General features: G+C 40.3%; 25 protein-coding genes. All 25 read left to right on the top strand.

All coding sequences use genetic code 11. The features are described from left to right. The first annotated feature begins 18 nt into the window (after positions 1-18). Positions 19-288: a flagellar biosynthesis protein FliQ gene (fliQ, locus tag A8708_RS05875; RefSeq protein WP_068662567.1), complete on the top strand. Its 270-nt coding sequence runs from the start codon at positions 19-21 to the stop codon at positions 286-288. A gap of 12 nt (positions 289-300) precedes the next feature. Beyond that, on the top strand, positions 301-1,101 hold the full coding sequence (gene fliR, locus A8708_RS05870) for a flagellar biosynthetic protein FliR (RefSeq protein WP_068662566.1): 801 nt from the start codon (positions 301-303) through the stop codon (positions 1,099-1,101). 10 nt (positions 1,102-1,111) lie between these two features. After that, the gene (flhB, locus tag A8708_RS05865) at positions 1,112-2,206 is read left to right on the top strand and encodes a flagellar biosynthesis protein FlhB (RefSeq protein ID WP_068662565.1); all 1,095 of its coding nucleotides are present in this window, start codon (positions 1,112-1,114) and stop codon (positions 2,204-2,206) included. Positions 2,207-2,227: 21 nt separating this feature from the next. After that, on the top strand, positions 2,228-4,261 hold the full coding sequence (gene flhA / locus A8708_RS05860; protein ID WP_068662564.1) for a flagellar biosynthesis protein FlhA: 2,034 nt from the start codon (positions 2,228-2,230) through the stop codon (positions 4,259-4,261). After that, a complete protein-coding gene (flhF, locus tag A8708_RS05855; RefSeq protein ID WP_068662563.1) occupies positions 4,258-5,562 on the top strand; it encodes a flagellar biosynthesis protein FlhF in 1,305 nt (434 codons plus the stop codon). Before flhA ends, flhF begins: the two co-directional genes overlap by 4 nt. After that, on the top strand, positions 5,559-6,428 hold the full coding sequence (locus A8708_RS05850; protein WP_068662562.1) for a MinD/ParA family protein: 870 nt from the start codon (positions 5,559-5,561) through the stop codon (positions 6,426-6,428). Before flhF ends, A8708_RS05850 begins: the two co-directional genes overlap by 4 nt. A 47-nt stretch (positions 6,429-6,475) precedes the next feature. Then, positions 6,476-7,600, top strand: coding sequence for a protein-glutamate methylesterase/protein-glutamine glutaminase (locus A8708_RS05845; protein WP_157264555.1), 1,125 nt, complete (start codon positions 6,476-6,478; stop codon positions 7,598-7,600). A gap of 44 nt (positions 7,601-7,644) precedes the next feature. Further along, entirely contained in the window at positions 7,645-9,717 is a 2,073-nt protein-coding gene (locus tag A8708_RS05840; protein WP_068662560.1) for a chemotaxis protein CheA, read from the top strand. Positions 9,718-9,788: 71 nt separating this feature from the next. Next, positions 9,789-10,250 carry a chemotaxis protein CheW gene (locus tag A8708_RS05835; protein ID WP_057315684.1) on the top strand — a complete coding sequence of 154 codons (462 nt, stop codon included), beginning with the start codon at positions 9,789-9,791 and terminating at the stop codon, positions 10,248-10,250. A gap of 3 nt (positions 10,251-10,253) precedes the next feature. Then, complete coding sequence (locus tag A8708_RS05830; protein ID WP_068662559.1) at positions 10,254-10,874, top strand: chemotaxis protein CheC; 621 nt, start codon at positions 10,254-10,256, stop codon at positions 10,872-10,874. After that, complete coding sequence (locus A8708_RS05825) at positions 10,871-11,365, top strand: chemotaxis protein CheD (RefSeq protein ID WP_068662558.1); 495 nt, start codon at positions 10,871-10,873, stop codon at positions 11,363-11,365. The genes A8708_RS05830 and A8708_RS05825 overlap by 4 nt, the downstream gene beginning before the upstream one ends. Then, entirely contained in the window at positions 11,365-11,787 is a 423-nt protein-coding gene (locus A8708_RS05820) for a hypothetical protein (protein ID WP_082927289.1), read from the top strand. Before A8708_RS05825 ends, A8708_RS05820 begins: the two co-directional genes overlap by 1 nt. A 19-nt stretch (positions 11,788-11,806) precedes the next feature. Beyond that, positions 11,807-12,595, top strand: coding sequence for a FliA/WhiG family RNA polymerase sigma factor (locus tag A8708_RS05815; protein WP_068662557.1), 789 nt, complete (start codon positions 11,807-11,809; stop codon positions 12,593-12,595). A 27-nt stretch (positions 12,596-12,622) separates the two neighbouring features. Then, positions 12,623-14,038: a FapA family protein gene (locus A8708_RS05810; RefSeq protein WP_068662556.1), complete on the top strand. Its 1,416-nt coding sequence runs from the start codon at positions 12,623-12,625 to the stop codon at positions 14,036-14,038. Between the two features lie 19 nt (positions 14,039-14,057). Further along, on the top strand, positions 14,058-14,378 hold the full coding sequence (locus tag A8708_RS05805; RefSeq protein WP_068662555.1) for a hypothetical protein: 321 nt from the start codon (positions 14,058-14,060) through the stop codon (positions 14,376-14,378). Between the two features lie 31 nt (positions 14,379-14,409). Further along, positions 14,410-14,985 (top strand): hypothetical protein, encoded by a 576-nt coding sequence (locus A8708_RS05800; protein ID WP_068662605.1) that lies wholly within the window; start codon positions 14,410-14,412, stop codon positions 14,983-14,985. Then, positions 14,978-15,496 carry a hypothetical protein gene (locus tag A8708_RS05795; protein WP_068662554.1) on the top strand — a complete coding sequence of 173 codons (519 nt, stop codon included), beginning with the start codon at positions 14,978-14,980 and terminating at the stop codon, positions 15,494-15,496. The genes A8708_RS05800 and A8708_RS05795 overlap by 8 nt, the downstream gene beginning before the upstream one ends. Before the next feature lie 247 nt (positions 15,497-15,743). Continuing rightward, complete coding sequence (rpsB, locus tag A8708_RS05790) at positions 15,744-16,442, top strand: 30S ribosomal protein S2 (protein ID WP_056625008.1); 699 nt, start codon at positions 15,744-15,746, stop codon at positions 16,440-16,442. Positions 16,443-16,559: 117 nt separating this feature from the next. Then, on the top strand, positions 16,560-17,210 hold the full coding sequence (gene tsf, locus A8708_RS05785) for a translation elongation factor Ts (RefSeq protein ID WP_057315674.1): 651 nt from the start codon (positions 16,560-16,562) through the stop codon (positions 17,208-17,210). A 92-nt stretch (positions 17,211-17,302) separates the two neighbouring features. Then, a complete protein-coding gene (pyrH, locus tag A8708_RS05780) occupies positions 17,303-18,028 on the top strand; it encodes a UMP kinase (RefSeq protein WP_068662553.1) in 726 nt (241 codons plus the stop codon). Positions 18,029-18,031: 3 nt separating this feature from the next. After that, positions 18,032-18,586: a ribosome recycling factor gene (frr, locus tag A8708_RS05775; protein WP_057315673.1), complete on the top strand. Its 555-nt coding sequence runs from the start codon at positions 18,032-18,034 to the stop codon at positions 18,584-18,586. Between the two features lie 68 nt (positions 18,587-18,654). Then, positions 18,655-19,428 (top strand): isoprenyl transferase, encoded by a 774-nt coding sequence (locus tag A8708_RS05770; RefSeq protein ID WP_068662552.1) that lies wholly within the window; start codon positions 18,655-18,657, stop codon positions 19,426-19,428. 74 nt (positions 19,429-19,502) lie between these two features. Continuing rightward, positions 19,503-20,297, top strand: a complete 795-nt coding sequence (locus A8708_RS05765; RefSeq protein ID WP_068662551.1) for a phosphatidate cytidylyltransferase — start codon at positions 19,503-19,505, stop codon at positions 20,295-20,297. A 27-nt stretch (positions 20,298-20,324) separates the two neighbouring features. Then, positions 20,325-21,470, top strand: a complete 1,146-nt coding sequence (locus A8708_RS05760; protein ID WP_068662550.1) for a 1-deoxy-D-xylulose-5-phosphate reductoisomerase — start codon at positions 20,325-20,327, stop codon at positions 21,468-21,470. Between the two features lie 273 nt (positions 21,471-21,743). Further along, a complete protein-coding gene (gene rseP, locus A8708_RS05755; protein WP_068662549.1) occupies positions 21,744-23,003 on the top strand; it encodes an RIP metalloprotease RseP in 1,260 nt (419 codons plus the stop codon). The last annotated feature ends 18 nt before the right edge of the window (positions 23,004-23,021 follow it).

Genomic DNA, 23,021 nt, shown 5'->3' with positions numbered 1-23,021 from the left:
ATATCGGAGGGAATCTAGATGGGTTCGGAATTTGTAATACGAATTGCTGGCGAGGCCGTATATACCGTTCTTAAAGCTAGTGCGCCAATGCTAATTATTGGATTAATCGTTGGTTTAGCCATTAGTATTTTTCAAGCAACTACACAGATTCAAGAGCAGACCCTTGCTTTTGTTCCCAAAATCGTTGCCGTATTGCTTTCGATCCTTATCTTCGGATCATGGATAATGAATACTTTAGTTGATTTTACCTTTAATCTACTCAACAATCTTTACAAATTCGTTGGTTAGGTTGTGAGTGAAATGCCAACATTTATTCAAATGATCCCTGTTTTCCTGCTTATTTTTTGTCGAATTACATCATTTTTTGTCGTGGTGCCCATTCTATCTTCGAGAAATATACCAATGGTATTCAAGGTGGGACTATCCATTTTTATATCATTGATCATTTTCGCGACGCTGGGGATGGATAAGTCCATGCCGATTGATGGTGTTTACTTGCTGTTAATTATTCGTGAAATGCTCATTGGGATCATATTAGGTTTTATCGCTTATCTATTTTTTACTGTTGTTCAAACAGCGGGTTCATTCATGGATATGCAGATTGGATTTAGTATGGCAAGCGTAATTGATCCGTTGACAGGTGCTTCAACACCGATGCTTGGTAATTTAAAATATATGATTGCTGTTCTCTTGTTTCTCACTTTTGACGGTCATCATTATTTACTAAGAGCGATCATTGATAGTTACAAATGGGTGCCAATTGATAATGCATTATTCAGCCGCATTTATGAAGGACAAATTTCAGATTTTTTATTTAAATCGCTGTCCAAAATGTTTTACTTGTCATTCCAACTCGCTGCTCCCATCGTAGTTGCCTTGTTTCTAACAGATTTAGGTTTAGGATTACTGACAAGGGTCGCACCGCAATTCAATATTTTTGTTATTGGTGCACCACTTAAAATGATACTTGGATTTTTCCTCCTTGTTATTGTGTTCCCTGAGTTAATTTCACAATTTCAGCAATTGTTCGGAACAATGTTTGATTATATGGAGAAAATGTTGCATATCATGGGCGTTTCGCCGCAGACAACACCTAAGTAGGAGGAGAACCGTGTCCCAACACCTTCGTTTACATCTTGATTTACAATGGTTTGCTGGGGAAAAAACGGAGCCTGCTACTCCTAAGAAAAGACAGGAGGCCAGAAAAAAGGGTCAAGTTGCAAAAAGTATGGACTTGCCCGCGGCTTCCATTTTACTTTTTTCTTTCGTGGCTTTTCTAATGTTTGGTTCTTTTATGAAAGGAAGGATAGTTCATATCTTTCGCAATGTCTATGAGAATCAATTACGTATGGATTTAACTATAGGCAATATACAAGTATTATTCACAGATTTAACGGTACAAGGTTTGATTATATTGGCTCCAATCTTTCTGTTGGTCGTTCTGATTGCTTTTATTGCGAATTATGCGCAAATAGGTTTTATGTTTATCGGTGAACCCTTGATGATGAAGTTCGACAAGATCAATCCAATCAGTGGGTTTAAACGGATTTTTTCGATGAGAACCTTTGTGGATTTTCTAAAGTCGACTTTGAAAATGTTGATCATTGGTTACGCTGTATACACAACATTGATGGGACAAAAAGCACGATTGTTGGGTTTAGGGCATACACCCTTGGAAAATACTTTTTCCTTTGTTGCCTCCGTAACTTTAGGTTTAGGGGTCAAAATAGGCGCTATTCTAATCGTTTTGGCTATTTTTGATTATATTTATCAAAAGTATGAACATGAAAAAAGTCTCAAAATGTCCAAACAAGATGTTAAGGATGAATATAAGAAAAGTGAGGGCGATCCTCTCATTAAAGGCAAGATTCGTGCCAAACAACGGCAAATGGCCATGCAACGTATGATGCAGGAAGTTCCAAAAGCTGATGTCATTATTACAAATCCAACTCACTTTGCAGTTGCTTTGAAATATGATGCCTCTAATATGCAGGCTCCTACGGTAATAGCAAAAGGGGCAGATTATGTTGCACTGAAAATTAAGGAAGTCGCCAAACAGAATGGCGTCATGACGATGGAAAATAAGCCGCTTGCTCGAGCGATTTTTGCACAGGTGGAAATTGGTGATGCCATTCCAGCGGATCTGTTCCAAGCTGTAGCAGAAGTACTAGCGTATGTATATAAGATGAAGGGTAAGACGAATTAATGTAGAGGGAGGTGCAATCTGATGAAAATTAAAGATTTAGTTGTTCTAATTGGTATTATTGGCATCGTGTTGATGATGATTGTACCGATTCCGATCCCTTTGCTAGACTTTTTGCTAATTATTAATATTTCCATAGCACTAATGATTATCTTGGTTGCTATGAATACACAAGAAGCACTCCAGTTCTCCATTTTCCCTTCTTTGCTATTGATCACAACCCTTTTTCGATTAGCGTTGAACGTGTCAACAACTCGTAATATTTTGGCACATGCGGAAGCAGGCGACGTGGTCAGAACTTTTGGTTCATTTGTTGCTCAGGGCAATATCGTCGTGGGATTCGTTGTGTTTCTCATCCTTGTCTTAGTTCAATTTATAGTTATTACCAAAGGTTCTGAGCGCGTGGCCGAGGTAGCAGCAAGATTTACATTAGATGCTATGCCCGGGAAGCAAATGAGTATTGATGCCGATTTGAATGCTGGCTTGATTAATGAGGTTCAAGCGAGAGAAAGACGTCAAAAAATTGAACGTGAGGCAGATTTCTATGGTGCTATGGATGGTGCCAGTAAATTTGTCAAAGGTGATGCGATTGCCGGGATTATTATCCTCGTCATCAATTTGATTGGTGGATTTATTATTGGGATGACAATGAAGGGGATGGATTTTCCTGAAGCATTGCAAACGTTCTCGATTCTGACAATTGGGGATGGATTGGTCAGTCAGATTCCAGCTCTACTAATTTCTACTGCCGCGGGTATTATAGTAACGCGAGCATCGTCTGAAGGAAACCTTGGACACGATATTACGAAACAATTAACAGCTCAACCTAAGTTACTGTACATTGTTGCAGGTACATTAGTCGTACTTGGTACTTTTACACCGATCCATTGGTTTACGACGTATCCGATCGCTGCTTTGTTGGTGTATGCAGCATTCAAAATGCAAAAGAATTTGGAAAAAGAAGCAATTAAAGAAGAACAATTGGTTGAAGAGCAGCAGATCGAGGAAGTTCGCAGTCCTGAAAGTGTCATTTCCTTGCTACAAGTTGATCCAATTGAGTTTGAGTTTGGTTATGGACTAATCCCACTTGCAGATACACAGCAGGGAGGCGATTTATTAGATCGGATTATTTTAATACGTCGTCAATGCGCTCTAGAGCTTGGTGTTGTAGTTCCTGTCATTCGTATTCGCGACAACATCCAATTAAGACCAAATGAGTATATCATCAAAATTAAAGGCAATACGGTTGCACGCGGCGAACTCCTTTTAAATCACTATCTGGCTATGAGTCCAGGCTTTGATGATGATTCCATTTCAGGGATTGAAACAACAGAGCCAGCATTCGGGTTACCCGCAATCTGGATAGATGAAGCAAACAAAGAGAGAGCTGAGTTGTCCGGTTATACGGTTGTAGATCCTCCTTCTGTAGTCGCAACACATTTAACAGAAATTATTAAGAAGCACATTCATGAGCTGTTGGGACGTCAGGAAACGAAGGCACTTATCGAGAATGTAAGAGAGTCCTACCCTGCTCTTGTCGATGATCTAATTCCTTCCGTGCTTGCAATCGGAGATATACAGAAAGTTTTATCTAAGCTTCTTCGTGAGAAAATATCTGTTCGCGATCTAGTCACTATTTTAGAAACACTTGCAGATTATGGTACGTATACGAAAGACCCTGAGATACTAACCGAGTATGTGAGGCAGTCATTATCTCGACAAATCACACAGCAGTTCACTTCTCATGGGGATTCACTTAAAGTTATAACAGTTGGACCATCCGTAGAGAAGAAAATTGCCGATTCTGTACAACAATCAGATCAAGGAAGTTATTTGGCTTTAGATCCTTCATCATCACAAATTATTTATCATCGTGTAACGGAACAAGTTACGAAATTGATTCAATCAGGACAGCAACCAGTCATTCTAACATCGCCAACGATTCGGATGTATGTGAGACAGCTTCTAGAACGTACATTGCAAGATATACCCGTACTTTCGTATAGCGAATTAGAGCCTAGCGTTGAAATCCAAAGCATGGGGGTAGTCAATTTATGAGAGTAAAAAGATATGTTGTTGATTCCATGCCAGACGCTTTGCAAAAAATTCGTACGGATCTTGGCAAGGATGCGGTAATTCTGAATACGAAAGAAATTCGAACAGGTGGATTTTTAGGGATGTTTGGAAAGAAAAAGATAGAAGTCATTGCCGCTATTGATGCTAGTAATGCCAAACCTGCACCTGTTCAGCAAAAAGTAGCACCACAGCCACCAGTGCAAACCAAATTGAGCAACCAGGTTGCTCAAATTAAAACTAATTATCAATCTGATTTTCCAGATGTTCCTGATGTACTAGCACAAGTAGCAATGAAGAGTGAGCCAGTAGCGGTAACCGCGGCTCCCCAACAAGTGAAAGCAATGAATTCTGCGGTGCATCAAGCCTATTCACCTAATACTGTGCAGTCATCAGCTAAGGCGTCGGTAAAAGATGAACAAGTGATGGACGAACTCAAACAAATGAAAGAAATGATGAAGAAGCTTACACAAGCGAATGACGGGGATAAGCTTCCGGAATCGTTACAGAAGCTTGAGCAGAGACTCTATGATCAAGAAGTGAATCCAACACTCGTGAGACAGATCATGGATGATGTTATGGCAGATTTCCAACTTGCAGATGAACCTGTTACAGAAGAAGCCGCTCATCAACTTGTCCGTTCAAAATTAGGTGAGATTTTTCAAACAGATCATAGTAAACATATTTCAACACAAACACGAGTTGTTCATTTCGTTGGACCCACTGGTGTTGGCAAAACCACGACGATAGCGAAGTTGGCCGCGGAGCAAGTGTTGAAATACCATCGTAAGGTGGGATTCATTACATCTGATACGTATCGGATTGCTGCTATTGAACAGCTCAAAACATATGCAACTATTTTGAATGTGCCACTGGAAGTTGTCTTTTCACCGCAGGATTTGACGAAAGCCTTTCAAAATCTTGCTCATTGCGACATAATTTTCATGGATACTGCCGGACGTAATTTCCGAAACGAAATGTATGTTTCCGAACTGAATTCGCTACTGAAAACGCAGGGGAGTAGTGAAACTATTCTTGTTCTAAGCTTAACAACAAAGTATCGAGATTTGAGGGCTATCACGAATAATTTCAGTAAGTTCAAATTAGATAAAGTTCTCTTTACCAAAATGGATGAGACGGATTCTTATGGTGCCATTCTGAATGTTGTTCATGAGTTTTCCTTAAAGCTTTCTTATGTGACAACAGGACAAAGTGTACCCGATGATATTGCAGAAATGAACGAGTGGCAAATCATTGATTTGTTATTGGAGGAGCCTAGATCATGAAGGATCAAGCAGAAGGGTTGCGGAATCTGGTTCAGACGCAAGGTGATAAAGGCACAAGAACAACCAGGATTATTACCGTAACCAGTGGAAAAGGCGGTGTAGGTAAATCCAATTTCACGCTAAACTTCGCTTTATCCCTGCAATCTTTGGGTTACAAGGTGCTTGTATTCGATGCTGATATTGGGCTCGCGAACATTGATGTATTGATGGGTGTATCTTCAACGTATAGTCTATATCACCTCTTAAAGAAAGATAAGACGATTTGGGAAATCATCCAAAAAGGATCGAATGATTTAGAGTTCATCGCAGGTGGTTCTGGTTTTAATGATCTACTACGATTAACGGAAGAAGAATTAGATTATTTTGCAGAACAAGTCATGCAATTGAACGGTTATGTGGATTTTATTATTTTCGATACTGGTGCTGGACTATCCAAAGAAACACTCAAATTCATACTTGCGGCTGAAGAAGCCATCGTGGTTACGACCCCTGAGCCCACATCAATTACCGACGCCTATGCGATTATCAAAATGGTGAATTCAATGGGCCATGATGTTTCATTTAAACTCGTTATCAATCGTGTCACTGATGCACGAGAAGGCAAACAAACAGCTGATAAAATTTCTCTAGTAGCTCAACAATTTTTGAATATTCAAATTCCTACCCTAGGGTTTGTTGATGATGATCCTGTTGTTTCGAAAGCAGTGAAGCGGCAAATTCCATTCTCAATTGCATTTCCATATTCAACGGCAACGAAGAGTATCAAAACACTTACGGACAATTACATCAAAGGATATCGTGTAATTGAAAAGCCCTCCACTGGTGTCAAGAGCTTTTTAAATAAAATGTTGAAACTTTTGAAATAGGAATTTTGAAAAACATGTCGAATAAGCACATAGAGGAGGGAAGCAACTTGGCAATATATAACATTCTTGTCGTAGATGACTCCGTCTTTATGCGAAAAATAGTAAGTGATTTAATATCAGAGAATCCGCAGTTTAAAATCATTGGTACTGCTAAGAATGGTCAAGAAGCAATCGAACAAGTTAAGTTGCTTCGGCCGGATGCTGTAACAATGGATATCGAAATGCCTGTTATGAATGGGTTGGATGCGCTTAAGCACATTATGGAAGAGCAACCTACTCCCGTTATCATGCTGAGTTCTTTAACGCAAGAGGGTGCTTCTGAGACGATTAGAGCTTTGGAGCTCGGGGCAGTAGACTTTATTCGAAAGCCGTCGGGGTCAATCTCACTCGATTTGTATAAAGTAAAGTTATTACTGCAAGAGAAGTTACAAATGGCTGTACGGTCAAAAATGAGCGTTACCCAGCCTTCTAATGCACAATCGTCAGTAGTAAAGGCTAATCCGTTGTCTTTGAGATCCAAGATGCTGAAAGACAATTTGAAACAATCAGATTCAGTTGCTCAGACGATCCCAAGTACGACACACTTTACTCATCTAGTTGCGATCGGGACATCAACTGGTGGTCCAAGAGCATTGCATCAAGTTATCTCCAATATTCCTGCAGGATTTCCAGCACCGATTCTAATTGTTCAACATATGCCGCCTAACTTCACTAAATCACTTGCTCAGCGTTTGAATGATATTTCTCAAATTCGAGTTGTGGAAGCTGCTGATGGTGAAGTACTTCAAACAGCGACTGCATATGTGGCTCCGGGTGGCTGGCATATGGTTGTACAGAAAGACGGAAACCGAACTTATAAGATTAGATTAACTAAAGATGAACCTGTTTCTGGTCATCGACCCTCGGTAGACGTAATGTTTGAATCCTTACTAAGCTTGAGTGAGTTAAAGCGACATGTCGTCTTGATGACTGGTATGGGAAGTGATGGAGCCAAAGGGATGCTTGCTTTAAAACAATCGGGGGCTATAACAACTATTGCGGAAGCGGAAGAAACTTGCGTCGTATATGGGATGCCAAGAGCCGCTGTAGAAAATCAAGCTGCAATGCATGTGTTACCTCAGCAGGAAATTGCAGTTCGTTTATCAAGGTGCGTACAGAATGAACTGAATTGAAGCAAACATTGGGTACTGGATGATTCTATTGGAGGTGTGTGGAAGTGGAACTTAGTCAATATTTATCGATGTTTATCGATGAATCAAAAGAGCATTTGCAATCATTGAATGAAAATCTTCTTAATTTAGAAAGTAATCCGAAAGATATAAGCATTGTACATAACATTTTTCGTTCAGCTCATACGTTAAAAGGGATGTCTGCAACAATGGGCTTCGAGGACATCGCAGCACTAACGCATGATATGGAAAATGTGCTCGACCTTGTTCGTAATAGCAAGATTGATATGGATTCTTACATATTTGATTGTATTTTCAAAAGTTTGGACTCCTTGGAATCTATGGTTGAAGATATTATTCAAGGCGGTACAGGTAAGGCGGACGTAAGTCCAATCGTTGCCTCGCTAAGATCCATCGTGACAGGTGATTACAAAAAAGGCCCAGTAGCTGCAACGACAGTAGCCGTAAAAGAACCTGCTAAAGGCATTGAAGTGGATGAGTTTCAATATTCGATTCTTCAACAGTCAATTGATTCTGGCTTTCTCGTTTTTTATATCGAAGTTAGCGTGAATGAAAACTGTGTGTTAAAAGCTGCACGTGCTTATATGGTGTTTGATGCGATGGAAAGAATGGGCGAAATTATTAAGTCGACGCCTTCCGTACAAGAAATCGAACAAGAGAAGTTTGATCGCTCATTTTCATTGTATTTTATCTCACAAGTTGATCAAGCAACGCTTGAGAAAGAAATTTTAAATGTTTCAGAAATTGCTTCTGCAGTTATTATAACCGTAGATACAGAGTCTCTTTCAGAATTATCGCGTCCGATCACAGAAGTTGAAACAGCTCGTCAAGAAATTGCAGCTGCTGTTGCAGCTGCAGTTCCAAACCTTGAAGTAGCTGCACCTAAAGCTTCAGAATCAGCTGCGAATGCAGGTGTTGCTAAACCAGTTGCAGGTGGAGCCCCTGTTGCTAGCCGAACGATTCGTGTCGATATTGAGCGTCTAGATACACTGATGAATCTATTCAGTGAGCTACTAATTGATCGTGTTCGACTAGAGCAATTAGCAAGTGAAGTGAAACGGAATGATTTAACTGAAACTGTCGAACATATGTCCCGTGTCAGCAGTGATTTGCAAAATATCGTTCTGAAACTTCGCATGGTTCCTGTGGATTCAGTATTCAACAGATTCCCGCGGATGATTAGAGATCTTGCTAAATCCCTAGATAAAAAAGTGGACCTTGTGATTACAGGTGCTGATACAGAACTTGATCGAACTGTTATTGATGAAATTGGTGATCCACTAGTCCATTTATTACGTAATGCTGTTGATCACGGCATTGAATCGATTAGTGACCGTATAGCAGTAGGTAAACCAGAACAAGGTACAATTCAACTTCGTGCATTCCACAGTGGGAATCATGTTTTTATTGAAATTGAAGAAGATGGTAAAGGGATATACAGAGATAGAGTTTTGAAAACTGCATTGAAAAATGGTCTGGTTACGGCAGAACAGGCAGCTAAATTAACCGATCATGAAGTGTATAACTTACTCTTTGCATCAGGATTCAGTACAGCGGAGAAGATCTCCGACATTTCTGGTCGTGGCGTAGGCTTAGATGTCGTGAAAACAAAAATTCAAATGCTTGGCGGACATGTACAAGTGGATTCAAAGCCAGGCTTTGGAAGTAAGTTTTCCGTACAGCTGCCTCTAACACTCTCCATTATTTCGGCAATGTTAGTACGTTTAGGCAATGAGAAATACGCAATTCCATTATCTTCTATTGTTGAAACTTCTGCTATTCAGAAGTCGCAAATTCGCAACATTCAAGGTAGTAAAATGATCGATTATCGCAAAACGGTCATTCCTTTGTTGTCCTTAAGCACATTATTCCAAGTGCCTGATTTTAATGAGGATTTGGAAGAAGAGACAGAAATCGTTGTTGTGCGTAAAGGTGATAAGCAAGTAGCTCTTATGGTGGACGAATTTATTGGACAACAAGAAATCGTATTAAAAACACTAGGTAAATATTTAACGGGTATTTTTGCAATATCTGGAGCAACCATTCTTGGTGATGGACAAGTTGCTTTGATCATTGATCCTAATGCATTGATTAAATAAACCATATTCGAATTAAAGCTGATGCTTACGAAGTCAGTTTTCTGACGAAAACTTTGAGGAGGATTTGAACAATGGGAGAAGAAAAGAAAGTAATTGTCTTCGCACTTGGATCGGAAGAGTATGGTGTTGAAGTAGAAAAGGTTAGAACGATTGAAAGAATGCAACCAATGACACGTGTTCCTAAAGCGCCCGAATTTATTAAAGGTGTAATTAATTTGCGTGGTATTGTTATTCCAATTATCGATCTTCGTGCTAGATTTGGACTTGAAGAGGTAGCAAGTACAGATGCAACTCGTATCATTATCGTGTCAGCAGCTGAGTTTGAAGTAGGATTAATTGTTGATTCGGCAAATGACGTTATCGATGTTGATACGGATAACATTAATACACCTCCAGAAGTTGTTGGTGGCATTAAAGCGAAATACTTAGATGGCATCGCGCGTGTAGGCGAGAGTCGACTTCTGGTACTCCTAAACCTTGAGCAAGTTTTGAATCGTAGTGAAATTCAGCAGCTTGAAAGATTTGAGGAATAGCTTGTGGACGTTTTTAGCCAATTAGAGGATTTTCAATTAGATGTGCTTAAGGAAGTAGGGAACATTGGCGCAGGGCATGCAGCGACTGCGCTTTCTACCTTACTGGATAAGCCGATTGATATGTTGGTTCCAAAAGTAAGAATGCTGCCTTTCGAAGAAATCTGTGAAAGTGTCGGCGGGGCTGAGACAGTCGTACTCGCCATCTTCTTACGAGTTGAAGGGGATGCCCCGGGAAATATGTTTTTTATTCTTGATTTGGATGCCGCCAAAAACATGCTTCATGACTTAGTTGGTTTATCCATTGCTGATCAAGAAGAGTATTCCGAGTTAGAATTATCGGCTCTGAATGAAATAGGAAACATACTTGCCGGTTCTTATTTATCCTCACTTGCTGATTTTACGAATTTAAATATGCAGCCGACGGTTCCAGCGCTGGCGATCGACATGGCTGGTGCAATTCTAAGCTATGGTTTATTGCAATTTGGTCAAATGGGAGACCAGGCTCTTCTCATTGATACTAAATTTTTGGAAGGGGAGAATGAAGTGCAAGGGCACTTTTTCTTAATCCCTGATCCGGAATCGTTTGGTAAAATCTTTTCGGCATTAGGGGTAGTCTCTCCATGACGCTAGAAAACTTAATTAAAGTAGGAATGGCTGATTTGAATGTTGCTCATCAAATTGGTGTTTTGAAGACAACAGGATTAGGTTCATGTGTAGGGGTTACCTTATACGACAGCCGATCAAAAGTAGCAGGAATGGCTCACGTCATGCTGCCTTCATCTGAAATAGCAAGAGAAGGTTCATTGAACATAGCTAAGTACGCAGACACGGCGATTCCAGAGCTTATAGCAAGGATGGAGAAGCTAGGAGCCAATATAAGTAAGCTTGAAGCTAAGCTGGCTGGTGGTGCTCAAATGTTTGCATTTGCCGGAAATAATGATACGATGAGAATCGGACCGAGAAATGTAGAATCTTGTAAAGAAATGTTGAATCGGTACAAGATCCCAATTCTGGCAGAGGATACAGGAGCTAATTATGGTCGCACGATCGAGTTCTTTAGTGCGACAGGAATCCTCCAGATTCGTAGTGTTCAATTAGGAGTAAAGGAAATTTAATGATGATTGGAACTATACGAATAAATCTCATCGTAGCTCTGTTAGCTGGTATTTTCACGTTTGCTTTATCGATAGGCAACAATTTGTTTTTGTCATCCTGTATCAAAGCAGGATATAGTTTTCTTATTTTATTCGTTGTAACTTTTGGATTTAGATGGGTCTTAGGCTTATTGATTGGTCCTGTTTCCTCAGTTGAGGCTTCTTCACTCGAGAATTCCTCATCCGCGGTAGGTCAAAACTTAGATTTAAGTACACCGGATGAGGATGAAGAAACACGCCAATTAATGAGATCGAATCACGCAAAAGATGCACATTCCAATGATATGCAATTTTCACCATTGAATCCACCTAAGCTAGTCACCAAGAATAATTTGGACCCTGAACAACTGGCGGGTGCCTTGAGGCGAATGTCTGAAGATTAAGGATGGTGTATCATTAATTATGATTGAACAAAAGCAAGCTCAGCTTGCAAATATTGAGTTGTGGAAACAATGGAAAGAGCAAGGTGTTATTTCAGCAAGACAAGCACTGATTGAGAACTATTTGCCATTAGTGGAATATGTCTCAGGTAGGTTAGCCATTGGTCTTCCCAAAAGTGTTTCCAAAGATGATTTGTCAAGTTTCGGTGTAATGGGATTAATTGATGCCATCGAGAAGTTCGATTATGCAAGAGGATTACAATTTGAGACGTATGCTTCATGGAGAATTCGGGGCTCAATCATTGATGGTTTACGTCAAGGAGATTGGGTTCCAAGGTCTGTCAGAGAAAAAGCTAAAAAAGTCGAAGACGCTTATCAAAAGCTTGAACAACAGTTTCTTCGATCTGTTACTGATTCGGAGATAAGCTCATTTTTACAAATAAGTGAACAAGATTTTCAACAAATGTTACAGGATATTTCTGTTACAACGATTTGTTCGATTGATGATCCTATACGAGAAGAAGAATCAGAGACAAGATTATCACTTATTGTTGATGAGAAAGCCAAGAACCCAGAGTCTCAAGTTAACGAGTTTTATCTGAAGGAATCATTGGCCAAAGCAATAGATCGCTTGACAGAAAAGGAACGAACGGTTGTTTCACTTTTTTATTTCGAAGAGTTATCTTTAAGTGAAATTGCAGAAGTTATGTGTTTATCACCATCACGTATTTCTCAATTGCATTCCAAAGCAATCTTAAGACTTAAAGGTGTACTAGGTCGATTTAAAAATCAACTTTTTCAAGATAATTAACTCAATCTGAAAGTATGGAAAGGTGGTATGTCCGTGAGTGAAGGGAACATGCCTTTAGATTTCTTCATTGATATTACTGTATCGGATGATAAGTTATCAGCTCATCTTCTCATCAGTAATACGGATGATTCGTTTAAAGTCTCGGTTGGCCAATTGTTAGACTTAGTTCAAAAGAATCGTATTATTCATGGAGTTAATCAAGTAGTACTAGCAGAAATTGCAGCAAACCCAAAATCGTTTTCAAACAAAAAGACATTAATTGCAACGGGAACAAATCAGATTGATGGTCAAAATGGGTATATTAAATTATCCTTTGACTTCGATGACATTGAAAAAAAACCCTTGGAGCTAGAGGACGGCCGGGTCAATTATAAAGAAGTCGTATCTATTCATAATGTTCGTAAAGGTCAATTGATTGGCCAAAGATTTTTAGCTACAGCAGGCACTCCTGGTCGTGCAGTTACGGGTGAAACGCTCTTTTCCAAATCAGGCAAAGAAGCTAGATTCAAAGTAGGCAAAAATGTTGTAACGGATGCTGAACAGATGGGGTTATACGCAACGATTGATGGCATGGTAGTCCGAACGGATCGAGATAAGATCAATGTATTCCCCGTTTACGAAATAAATGGTGATGTGGATTACAACATAGGTAACATTGATTTTATCGGAACAGTTGTTGTTCGAGGAAACGTTTTGCCTGGTTTTAAAATTCGTGCATCTGGAGACATTCGTGTAATCGGTGGCGTTGAAGCCGCGGAGCTAGAAGCAGAAGGGTCGGTAGAAATTTCGGCTGGAATTGTTGGTCAGAATAAAGCATTGATTAAAGCTGGTAAGAATGTAAAGAGTTCATTCATCCAAGATGCTACAATTGAAGTTTCTGGGGAGTTAATTGTCTCGCAAAGTATTATGCACTCCACCGTGAGGGCTGGAAAAAGCGTTAACTGTATAGGGGCAAAAGGCTTGATCGTAGGTGGGACCATTCAAGCTGGAGAGCGTGTTACGGCTAGAACTATTGGGAATTCTATGTCAACGGCTACTATTATTGAAGTTGGCGTTCTGCCGGAATTGCGCAATGAAATGATTCAACTTCGTAATCAACTTAAGTCACTGTATGAGAATATGGAGAAAACGAGTAAAGCGCTTACTTTGTTGGATCAACTAGCTGCTGCAGGTCAATTAAGTCCAGATAAACTTGCCATGCGTATCAAACTTAATAATACAAAAAAGCAATCGGTTGATGAACAAGTGTTGATTAAGGATCGAATTCTAGACATTGAGAAGTCACTGGAGGATTCTGAAAACGCTAAGGTTCAAGTGATTTCGACGATTTATGGGGGCACCAAAATTGTCATTGGTCGTTACACGAAATTTATTAAAGATCCAACGAACCGAATGACATTCCACTTAAATGAAGGCGACATTGTCATGAGTGCAAATGTGTAAGTGTGGGAGGGAGTAGACGATGAGTTTTAAAGCCATCGATTTACAATTCGCTGTACACAAGAACGATGAGGCTGGTATTAAGCAGAATCAATTAATGCAGAAGCCGCGGCAAGATGGCACGATACTTGAGAATCAAGCTGTACAAACGACGGAACGTGATCGAGGAAGAGCTAATAAACTCGAAGAGAGTGCACGCGCTGATATTTTGGATCGTCGTGATCAGAAAACAACGCAAATAGGTAAAAGTAAGAAAAGAGGACAAGTAAATAATCTTTCTAAGGAGCCGGAACATCAACCGGAACATCCATATAAAGGTCATTATATTGACTTCTCCCTCTAACTTGCTATAGGAAAAGGTGAACTTTATGGTTATGCAGCCGGTACTATATGTCATCCTTCTCGGTCTTGTGATGATTGTTTACGCTAGATTCATACCGAAGGACCAAACGACGGCTTCATCCGCAAACGCTACAGTTGTGCAAGAAATCGAAGATACAATAGAACACTTCGCCGCTGAGATGGATGAACAGAATCAAGCGATGCTTGATCTATTTTCAAAGACAAAGCAAGATTATGAAGTGGAGCTAGCTAAATTAGCCGGACGTTTGGAAACTTTGGAGAAACAGAAGCACGAACTGTCCAAAGAACTTACGACACTTCATGTGACGCAGCAACAAGCTCTTTCACCCGCTGAAATGCTTAGTGCGCTAAACACACCTAATCATGGGCTTTCTACACCTGTAAACGTAATCGAAGATACTCCTGATCCTCTTCCTGAGGAGCCACTGTATGCCGGATTAAGTATGAAGAGCAGATATGCAGAATTATTTAGCTTACATGATCAAGGGAAAAGCGTGGAGGCAATTGCCAAAAAGCTAAGCATGAATAAAGGCGAGGTCAGTTTGATCCTTCAGCTTTCAAGACAGGAGGAACGGACTCGTGTTTAAAAATAGAGCTTTAATTACTGGTATTGGGGCAGGTATTATTGTTGGCGCTTTGCTTCTTCAAGTGATGCTGATTCGTCCTAGCAGTCCAAGTAATTCAGGTATATCTCTGGAGGAGATGGATCCTCAGAAACTTAAGGACGAGGCCTCTAAATACTATTTAGTGCTTGAGAAAAACGTGAAAATGTACACGCAAGCGGAATTAGATGCAGCCATCCAGAAGAGACTAAAAGAAGAATCTGATAAGTTGGCAGCAGCGCAACCACAAGACCAGCCTAAATCATCACCTCCTCCTGTAGCTTTATCTAAGATTGTCATTTATGTTCAGCCAAACTTAGACGCTACGGCAGTAGCTGAGTTACTGTATCGGGCTAGTGTAATTTCGGATCGTAAGGCATTTGTTACTGAACTAAACAAACAAGGTGGTAATTACAAAATACAAGTCGGATACCATGAGTTTGAAGGTAACTTGGACATGGCAACAATTGTGACGAATCTTATTACAGCACAATAGATACTGGGCAAAAGGATCTTTATAAAGAGATCTTTTTTTGTTTGTTTACACATAAACGTTCCAATTCAAGGGAAGAATGACTTTCAGGATTAAAGGTTGCACCTTGTTTTCAGTTGTGGTATATTTATTCACGGTGTTAAAAACTCACGCCCGTCAATTTGCATAATGGTGCTTACTTTGGTAAGTTTTATGCGAAGATGCGAGGGGCGGCGGATACCAAATAAACCATTTAGAGGAGGGATTGGGGATGGCAGTTATCTCCATGAAACAGCTTTTAGAAGCTGGCGTACATTTCGGTCACCAAACACGTCGTTGGAACCCGAAAATGGACAAGTATATCTTTACTGAAAGAAACGGTATTTACATCATCGATCTTCAAAAAACAGTTAAAAAAGTTGAGGAAGCTTACAACTTTGTTAAATCTGTATCTGAAGACAATGGTACAATCCTTTTCGTAGGAACTAAGAAACAAGCACAAGATTCCGTTGCTGAAGAAGCAGAACGTTGTGGCATGTACTTCATCAACCAACGTTGGTTGGGTGGTACATTGACTAACTTCCAAACTATTCAAAAACGTATCGATCGCTTGAAAACTCTTGAAAGATGGGAAGAGGATGGCACTTTCGAAGTTCTTCCTAAGAAAGAAGTTATCATTCTTCGCAAAGAGAAAGAGCGTCTTGAGAAATTCCTAGGCGGAATCAAGAACATGAAAGGTTTGCCAAGTGCACTTTTCATTATCGATCCTCGTAAAGAGCGTATTGCTGTAGCAGAAGCTCGTAAATTGGGTATCCCAATCGTTGGTATCGTAGATACAAACTGTGATCCAGACGAAATCGATTACGTGATTCCTGGTAACGATGATGCAATCCGCGCGGTTAAATTGTTAACAGCGAAAATTGCTGATGCAGTTATCGAAGCACACCAAGGCGAGCAAACAACAGCTTAAATTATAGCAATGTGAAAAGGGTGGTTGGAAGGTGTAACAGCCTGTCACCACCCTTTTTTTAGAGAATAAACTAGTGTTACATATAAACAATAAACATTTAACAGGAGGTTTCTTCTAATGGCAGTTACAGCAGCACAAGTAAAAGAATTACGTGAAAAAACAGGTGCAGGTATGTTAGATTGCAAAAAAGCACTTGAAGAAGCAAACGGCGATATCACGAAAGCAGGCGAACTTCTTCGAGAGAAAGGCCTTTCCGCAGCAGCTAACAAAGCTGGACGTATTGCTACAGAAGGCGCTGTAGAATCTTACATTCACGCTGGTGGTAAAGTTGGCGTTCTTGTTGAAATTAACTGTGAAACTGACTTCGTTGGTAAAACAGAGCAATTCAGAACATTCTGCAGAGACATTGCTATGCACATCGCTGCAGCAAACCCATCTTATGTTCGTCGTGAAGAAGTTCCAACAGAAGCTTTGGAAAAAGAAAAAGAAATACTTCGTAACCAAGCTTTGAACGAAGGTAAACCAGAGAAAATTATCGATAAAATGGTTGAAGGTCGTATTGGTAAATACTATGAAGAGTTCTGTCTAATGGAGCAAGCATTTATTAAAGATCCAGACAAAACAATTGACCAATTGTTGAATGAGAAAATCGCTGCTATCGGCGAGAACATTTCCATTCGTCGTTTCGTTCGTTTCGGTCTTGGTGAAGGTCTTGAGAAAAAACAAGAAAACTTTGCGGAAGAAGTTATGTCCCAAGTTAAACTATAATATATGTTCAAAAAAAGTTGGAACACTTGGTGTTCCTTCTTTTTTAGCCCTTAAAGATTTGGATTTACGCATGGAAACGGAGGTCATACAAGTTGGGTCAACCTTATTATAAAAGAATAGTGCTTAAATTGAGCGGCGAGGCTTTAGCCGGACAACAGGGATATGGCATTGATTCAGAAGTGATTACCTCCATTGCTCAACAAGTGAAGGATGTTGTAGAGTTAAATGTTGAAGTTGCTATCGTTGTTGGTGGCGGAAATATATGGCGTGGTATTGCTGGTAGCGAGAAGGGAATGGATCGCGCAACAGCGGATTACATGGGAATGCTAGCTACTGTCATGAATTCACTTGCGTTGCAGGATGCATTGGAAAACATTGAGGTACCAACAAGAGTGCAGTCTTCCATTACGATGCAACAAGTTGCTGAACCTTACATACGTAGGAGAGCTATGCGCCATCTCGAGAAGGGTAGAGTAGTTATTTTCGCTGCGGGAACAGGTAATCCTTATTTCTCCACGGATACGACGGCTGCCTTGAGAGCTGCAGAAATTGAAGCTGAAGTTATTCTAATGGCCAAGAATAAAGTGGATGGTGTCTATTCAGCTGATCCATTCAAAGATCCAACAGCGAAGAAATTCGAAACGTTAACCTATATGGAAGTTATAAGCAATAATCTTGGTGTCATGGACTCCACTGCATCTTCCCTTTGTATGGATAACAACATTCCGTTGGTTGTGTTTAATATCACGGAAAAAGGGAATATCAAACGAGTGGTCCTTGGCGATAAAATTGGGACTACAGTTAAAGGGAGCGTATAAACCATGCCTCAATCAGTGAAAAAGAATGCAGAAGATCGGATGGACAAAGCAATCGGAGCGCTAAGAAGAGATTTGACTTCTCTTCGTGCCGGTCGTGCAACGCCATCGTTGTTAGACCGAATTCAAGTGGAATATTATGGCGCTATGACGCCTGTTAATCAATTAGCTAACTTGACAACGCCAGATTCACGTACCCTTCTTATTCAACCATGGGATAAGAGCTCTATGTCTTCTATTGAGAAGGCGATTATGAAGTCGGATTTAGGCTTAACACCATCGAATGACGGTATCGTTATTCGTATTGTTATCCCTGCCTTAACAGAAGAACGTCGTAATGATTTGGTAAAAATGACTAAGAAATTTGGCGAAGAAGCCAAAATTGCGATTCGTAATATTCGCCGTGATGCGAATGACGAAATCAAAAAGCTTGAGAAAGCTGGTATTTCTGAGGATGAGTCCCGTAAACACCAGGAGGACATTCAGAAATTTACAGATAAATTTGTGGCTGAAGTTGAGAAAGTTTTGGCTGCTAAAGAAAAAGAAATCATGGAAGTATAAGATAGATATGCCCCCGGGTATTCATTTGCTGGGGGTTTTTCATCTTTCCCTAGTTGGGAGGAACAACTGTGCTCAAGCTATTTAAGAAATGGTTAAATCCAACAAATAAGCCTGTAAAGACATCAGCAGCTGAGATAGAGCTGGACAAAGTACCTGCACACGTTGCGATTATTATGGATGGAAATGGTCGATGGGCCAAACAAAGAGGCTTGCCTCGGGTAGCTGGACACCATTCGGGCATGAAAAATGTAAAGAAAATAACAATGGCAGCCAATGATATTGGTGTCAAAGTATTAACGATGTATGCTTTCTCAACGGAAAATTGGAAACGACCTAAAGAAGAAGTTGATTTTCTAATGAAGCTTCCACAAGAGTTTTTTCCTTTGGAAATTGAAGAATTAATTCAGAACAATGTGCGTATTCGAATGACCGGTTGGAAAGATGGTCTACCTGACTATACGCTGAAAGCTATAGAAGGTGCGATCGAGCGAACAAAAGATAACACGGGTCTTATTTTGAATTTTGCATTAAATTATGGCGGACGTAAGGAAATCATTGCTGGTGTTCAGGATATGATGAAGGACCTGCAAAACGGAAACCTAAACCCGGATGAGTTGGACGAATCACTCTTTTCATCCTATATGCTAACGTCAGATTTGCCTGACCCTGATTTGCTGATTCGTACGAGTGGAGAATTGCGATTGAGCAACTTTTTACTATGGCAATTAGCTTATTCGGAACTATGGTTTACAGATGCCTATTGGCCCGAATTCACAGAGGACTTATTTATGCAAGCCATTGCTGAATATCAGCGCCGCGGAAGAAGATACGGTGGTATTTAACATCCCATTGTGTAATCGTTTTTCACTAAAAGGATGGTTTAGAGATAAACGTTGTTCATCTAGGGGGATTCAACTTGAAACAAAGGATCATAACAGGCGTTATAGCTGGTCTTGCTTTTATTACACTTCTCGTACTTGGTGATTTATGGTATGCGGGTTTAATTGTACTCGTTTCAATTATTGGATATCGTGAGTACCTACAAATGAATGGCTATATGCCATTTAAACTCACAGCAGTAGCCGGACTTTTAGCCCTATTATGTTTGACGATCCCTTGGGGTTTGTTAGGCATAACTTGGTCATTTTCGTTTACCGCTGTGATATGGTTTGTCATGTTTTTGCTACTTTTCATTACGGTAGCTTCTAAGAACAAAATAACGATTGATCAAGTTTCTGTGATTTTACTTGGTGTCGTATACATTGGATTAGGCTTCAATTATATGATTGAGGCACGATTGGCGGATAATGGATTGTTTTGGTCGATTATGGTGTTTGTATGTATATGGGCATCCGATGCAGGTGCTTATTTTGTCGGATCGAAATTAGGCAAGCATCCTCTATGGCCCCAAATAAGTCCCAAAAAGTCGATTGAGGGCGCAATAGGTGGCGTTGTTATTGCAATGATATTGGCAGTCTGTTTCGCTTTGTATGAGCCAGATCTCTTAGGTGTAGGGAAGGCACTGTTATTAGGATTTGTTATTGCTGTAGTAGGTCAAATTGGTGATTTAATACAATCCGCCTATAAGCGTGTGAAAGGAATTAAAGACACGGGAACTCTGCTGCCAGGACATGGTGGCGTACTCGATCGGATGGATAGTTGGTTAATCGTATTTCCTTTTATCTATCTATTGAACTTGATTCCTAACTAATTCTCATGAGCGGGGGATACAGGATATATGAAGAAAATTGCCATTTTGGGGTCGACAGGATCCATTGGTACGCAGACTTTGGACCTTGTGAAGCATTCACCAGAAAAGTTTCAAGTTGAGGCGATCTCGGCAGGATATAACAGCGATCTTGTTATTGAACAAGCGAAACAATTTCAACCTAAACTTGTATCTGTTGCAACAAAGGAATTGGCTGAAACAGTTGCTAGTCAGCTACCATCAAACATAAAAGTTCTATATGGTGATGCCGGATTGTTGGAAGTTGCAGCTGCCACAGACGCGGATTTGTTAGTAAGTGCATTAGTTGGGAGCCAAGGTCTAAGACCGACACTAGCTGCGATTGAAGCTGGTAAAGATATTGGACTAGCCAACAAAGAGACCTTAGTGAGTGCGGGGCACATTGTAACCGAAGCCGTTTCACGCAAAGGTGTTGCTTTATTACCCATCGATAGCGAGCATTCTGCGATTTTTCAATGTCTGAATGGTGAGAAACGTTCTCAAGTTTCTCAGATTACGATTACTGCTTCAGGTGGTTCCTTCCGTGATCGTACGCGGGAACAACTAATTGGTGTAACAGTGGAGGATGCATTAAAGCATCCGAATTGGTCAATGGGTGCCAAAATTACAATTGACTCCGCTACGATGGTGAACAAAGGTCTTGAAGTAATGGAAGCTCATTGGCTATTCGGTTTGGGATATGAGGATATCAAGGTGCTGCTTCATCCGGAAAGTGTCATTCATTCCTATGTTGAATTTGTAGATCATAGCGTTATTGCACAGTTAGGTAATCCTGATATGAGGGTTCCCATACAGTATGCGTTAACTTATCCAAATCGCTACACAACTCCAACAACGAAATTAGACCTAGCTGCAATTGGTAAACTTCATTTCCGAGAAATGGATTATACACGATTCCCCTGCTTGCGCATGGCATTTGAGAGCGGTAAACAAGGAGGAACTACACCTACTGTTTATAATGCTGCTAATGAAATTGCGGTGGCGCGTTTCCTTAAGGGGGATATTTCATTTTTGCAAATTGAAGACATTATCGAGGCGTCACTGCACAAACATGAATCATTTGCAAATCCAACAATAGAGGTTATTCACGAACAAGATCAGTGGGCTAGAACGTTTGCAGCGTCTATCCGTTTCTAGAAGTCAGGAAGAGATGAAGTCAGTTTGCATGACTCACCTCTTCTTTTCAATTTCCGACACCGAGGTTGTAAAGCGAAGTCTACATATTTCATTTATTTCGTATAATGACCTGTACGGGCATAGCTTGTATTCAGCTGTTCAAAAGTGGTAATCTAAGAACAAGAACAGTTGATCTTAAGTAGATGCTTAGAAGGTAAGCGTGCTTATCGAAAGTGTTAGGTCATTGATACATAAGGTAGTTTTCTGAAGAAAACCCGAAGGAGGAAATACGACTTGTCGGCTATTGAAGTTGGATTAAAGGTTATATTGCTGTTTTTCGTACTCGTTACGATTCATGAATGGGGTCATTTTTACTTCGCAAAACGCGCAGGTATTTTAGTTCGTGAATTTGCGATTGGCTTCGGTCCCAAAATATTCTCATATAAAAAAGGGGAGACCCGTTACACCTTACGGATCTTACCCATTGGTGGATTTGTCCGCATGGCGGGAGAAGACCCGGAAATTGTTCAAGTAAATCCTGGACAGACGGTTGCTATTAAATTAAACAAACAGAATGATGTGACATCGTTATATCTGGATCAACTTGATCGTCGTTCTAATGTCATTATGGGTGTAGTGGAACAAATTGATTTAGAAAGAGCACTTCGTATATCCCTTGATGTCGATGGTGAGAAAGTCACATATCCAATTGATCCGCAAGCCATGATGGTGACCAAGGGAACTGAAACGCAAATCGCGCCATATGATCGCCAATTTGGCTCTAAATCTGTAGGGAAACGTGCCCTTGCTATCGTGATGGGACCCGTTATGAATTTTATTTTAGCCATTGTCTTGTTCTTCATTGTGGTGATTATGTCAGGTGTATTCACGAATGTAAAGCTGGATTCCGTTCTCGCAGGTAAAGCTGGTGAAAAAGCTGGTTTGCATAAAGGTGATGTTATCATATCCATAGATAAGCAACCAATTGGTGATGATAGAGAGAAAATGGTTACAGCGATTCAATCTTCAGCAGGTAAACCAATGACTTGGGTCATTGATCGCGCTGGCAATCCCCTTACACTACAAGTTACGCCAGAAATGGAAGATGGATCTGGCAAACTAGGTGTTGTTATTAGTGGAGATCGCAGAAGTGCTACCTTAGGTGAAGTTTTCACAGGTACTTATGATTCAGTTGTTGGTACTACTATAGGGATTGTAACAGGCTTGCAAAAACTTGTTATGCTTCAGTTTAAACTTGATGATTTGGGTGGGCCAGTTCGGACTGCTCAGGTGTCTGCGCAATTTGCCAAAATGGGACTGAGCTCTTTAATTGCCTGGGCGGCCACTTTAAGTTTGTATCTAGGGATATTCAATTTATTGCCAATCCCCGCATTAGACGGAAGCCGTTTGCTATTTATGGGTTTAGAAGCTTTGAGAGGGAAACCAATAGACCCGAATCGAGAGAGCATGGTTCACTTTGTTGGGTTTGCACTCCTAATGCTGTTGATGGTAGCTGTTACATACAATGATATTTTACGATTGATTAAGGGCTAGGCCTAATTTGTGGGAGGG

Origin of the sequence: Paenibacillus oryzisoli (assembly GCF_001653565.1) — a bacterium.
Lineage (GTDB): Bacteria > Bacillota > Bacilli > Paenibacillales > NBRC-103111 > Paenibacillus_E > Paenibacillus_E oryzisoli.
The sequence above is the reverse complement of the archived record's forward strand: the minus strand, read 5'-3'. Positions and strand labels throughout refer to the sequence as shown.

What these genes read in the sequence shown, in the direction of transcription:
- fliQ (WP_068662567.1), top strand. Translation starts at nt 19, where the DNA reads ATGGGTTCGGAATTTGTAATACGAATTGCTGGCGAGGCCGTATATACC.
- fliR (WP_068662566.1), top strand. Translation starts at nt 301, where the DNA reads ATGCCAACATTTATTCAAATGATCCCTGTTTTCCTGCTTATTTTTTGT.
- flhA (WP_068662564.1), top strand. Translation starts at nt 2,228, where the DNA reads ATGAAAATTAAAGATTTAGTTGTTCTAATTGGTATTATTGGCATCGTG.
- flhF (WP_068662563.1), top strand. Translation starts at nt 4,258, where the DNA reads ATGAGAGTAAAAAGATATGTTGTTGATTCCATGCCAGACGCTTTGCAA.
- A8708_RS05850 (WP_068662562.1), top strand. Translation starts at nt 5,559, where the DNA reads ATGAAGGATCAAGCAGAAGGGTTGCGGAATCTGGTTCAGACGCAAGGT.
- A8708_RS05835 (WP_057315684.1), top strand. Translation starts at nt 9,789, where the DNA reads ATGGGAGAAGAAAAGAAAGTAATTGTCTTCGCACTTGGATCGGAAGAG.
- A8708_RS05825 (WP_068662558.1), top strand. Translation starts at nt 10,871, where the DNA reads ATGACGCTAGAAAACTTAATTAAAGTAGGAATGGCTGATTTGAATGTT.
- A8708_RS05820 (WP_082927289.1), top strand. Translation starts at nt 11,365, where the DNA reads ATGATGATTGGAACTATACGAATAAATCTCATCGTAGCTCTGTTAGCT.
- A8708_RS05815 (WP_068662557.1), top strand. Translation starts at nt 11,807, where the DNA reads ATGATTGAACAAAAGCAAGCTCAGCTTGCAAATATTGAGTTGTGGAAA.
- A8708_RS05810 (WP_068662556.1), top strand. Translation starts at nt 12,623, where the DNA reads ATGTCCGTGAGTGAAGGGAACATGCCTTTAGATTTCTTCATTGATATT.
- A8708_RS05805 (WP_068662555.1), top strand. Translation starts at nt 14,058, where the DNA reads ATGAGTTTTAAAGCCATCGATTTACAATTCGCTGTACACAAGAACGAT.
- A8708_RS05800 (WP_068662605.1), top strand. Translation starts at nt 14,410, where the DNA reads ATGCAGCCGGTACTATATGTCATCCTTCTCGGTCTTGTGATGATTGTT.
- rpsB (WP_056625008.1), top strand. Translation starts at nt 15,744, where the DNA reads ATGGCAGTTATCTCCATGAAACAGCTTTTAGAAGCTGGCGTACATTTC.
- tsf (WP_057315674.1), top strand. Translation starts at nt 16,560, where the DNA reads ATGGCAGTTACAGCAGCACAAGTAAAAGAATTACGTGAAAAAACAGGT.
- frr (WP_057315673.1), top strand. Translation starts at nt 18,032, where the DNA reads ATGCCTCAATCAGTGAAAAAGAATGCAGAAGATCGGATGGACAAAGCA.
- A8708_RS05760 (WP_068662550.1), top strand. Translation starts at nt 20,325, where the DNA reads ATGAAGAAAATTGCCATTTTGGGGTCGACAGGATCCATTGGTACGCAG.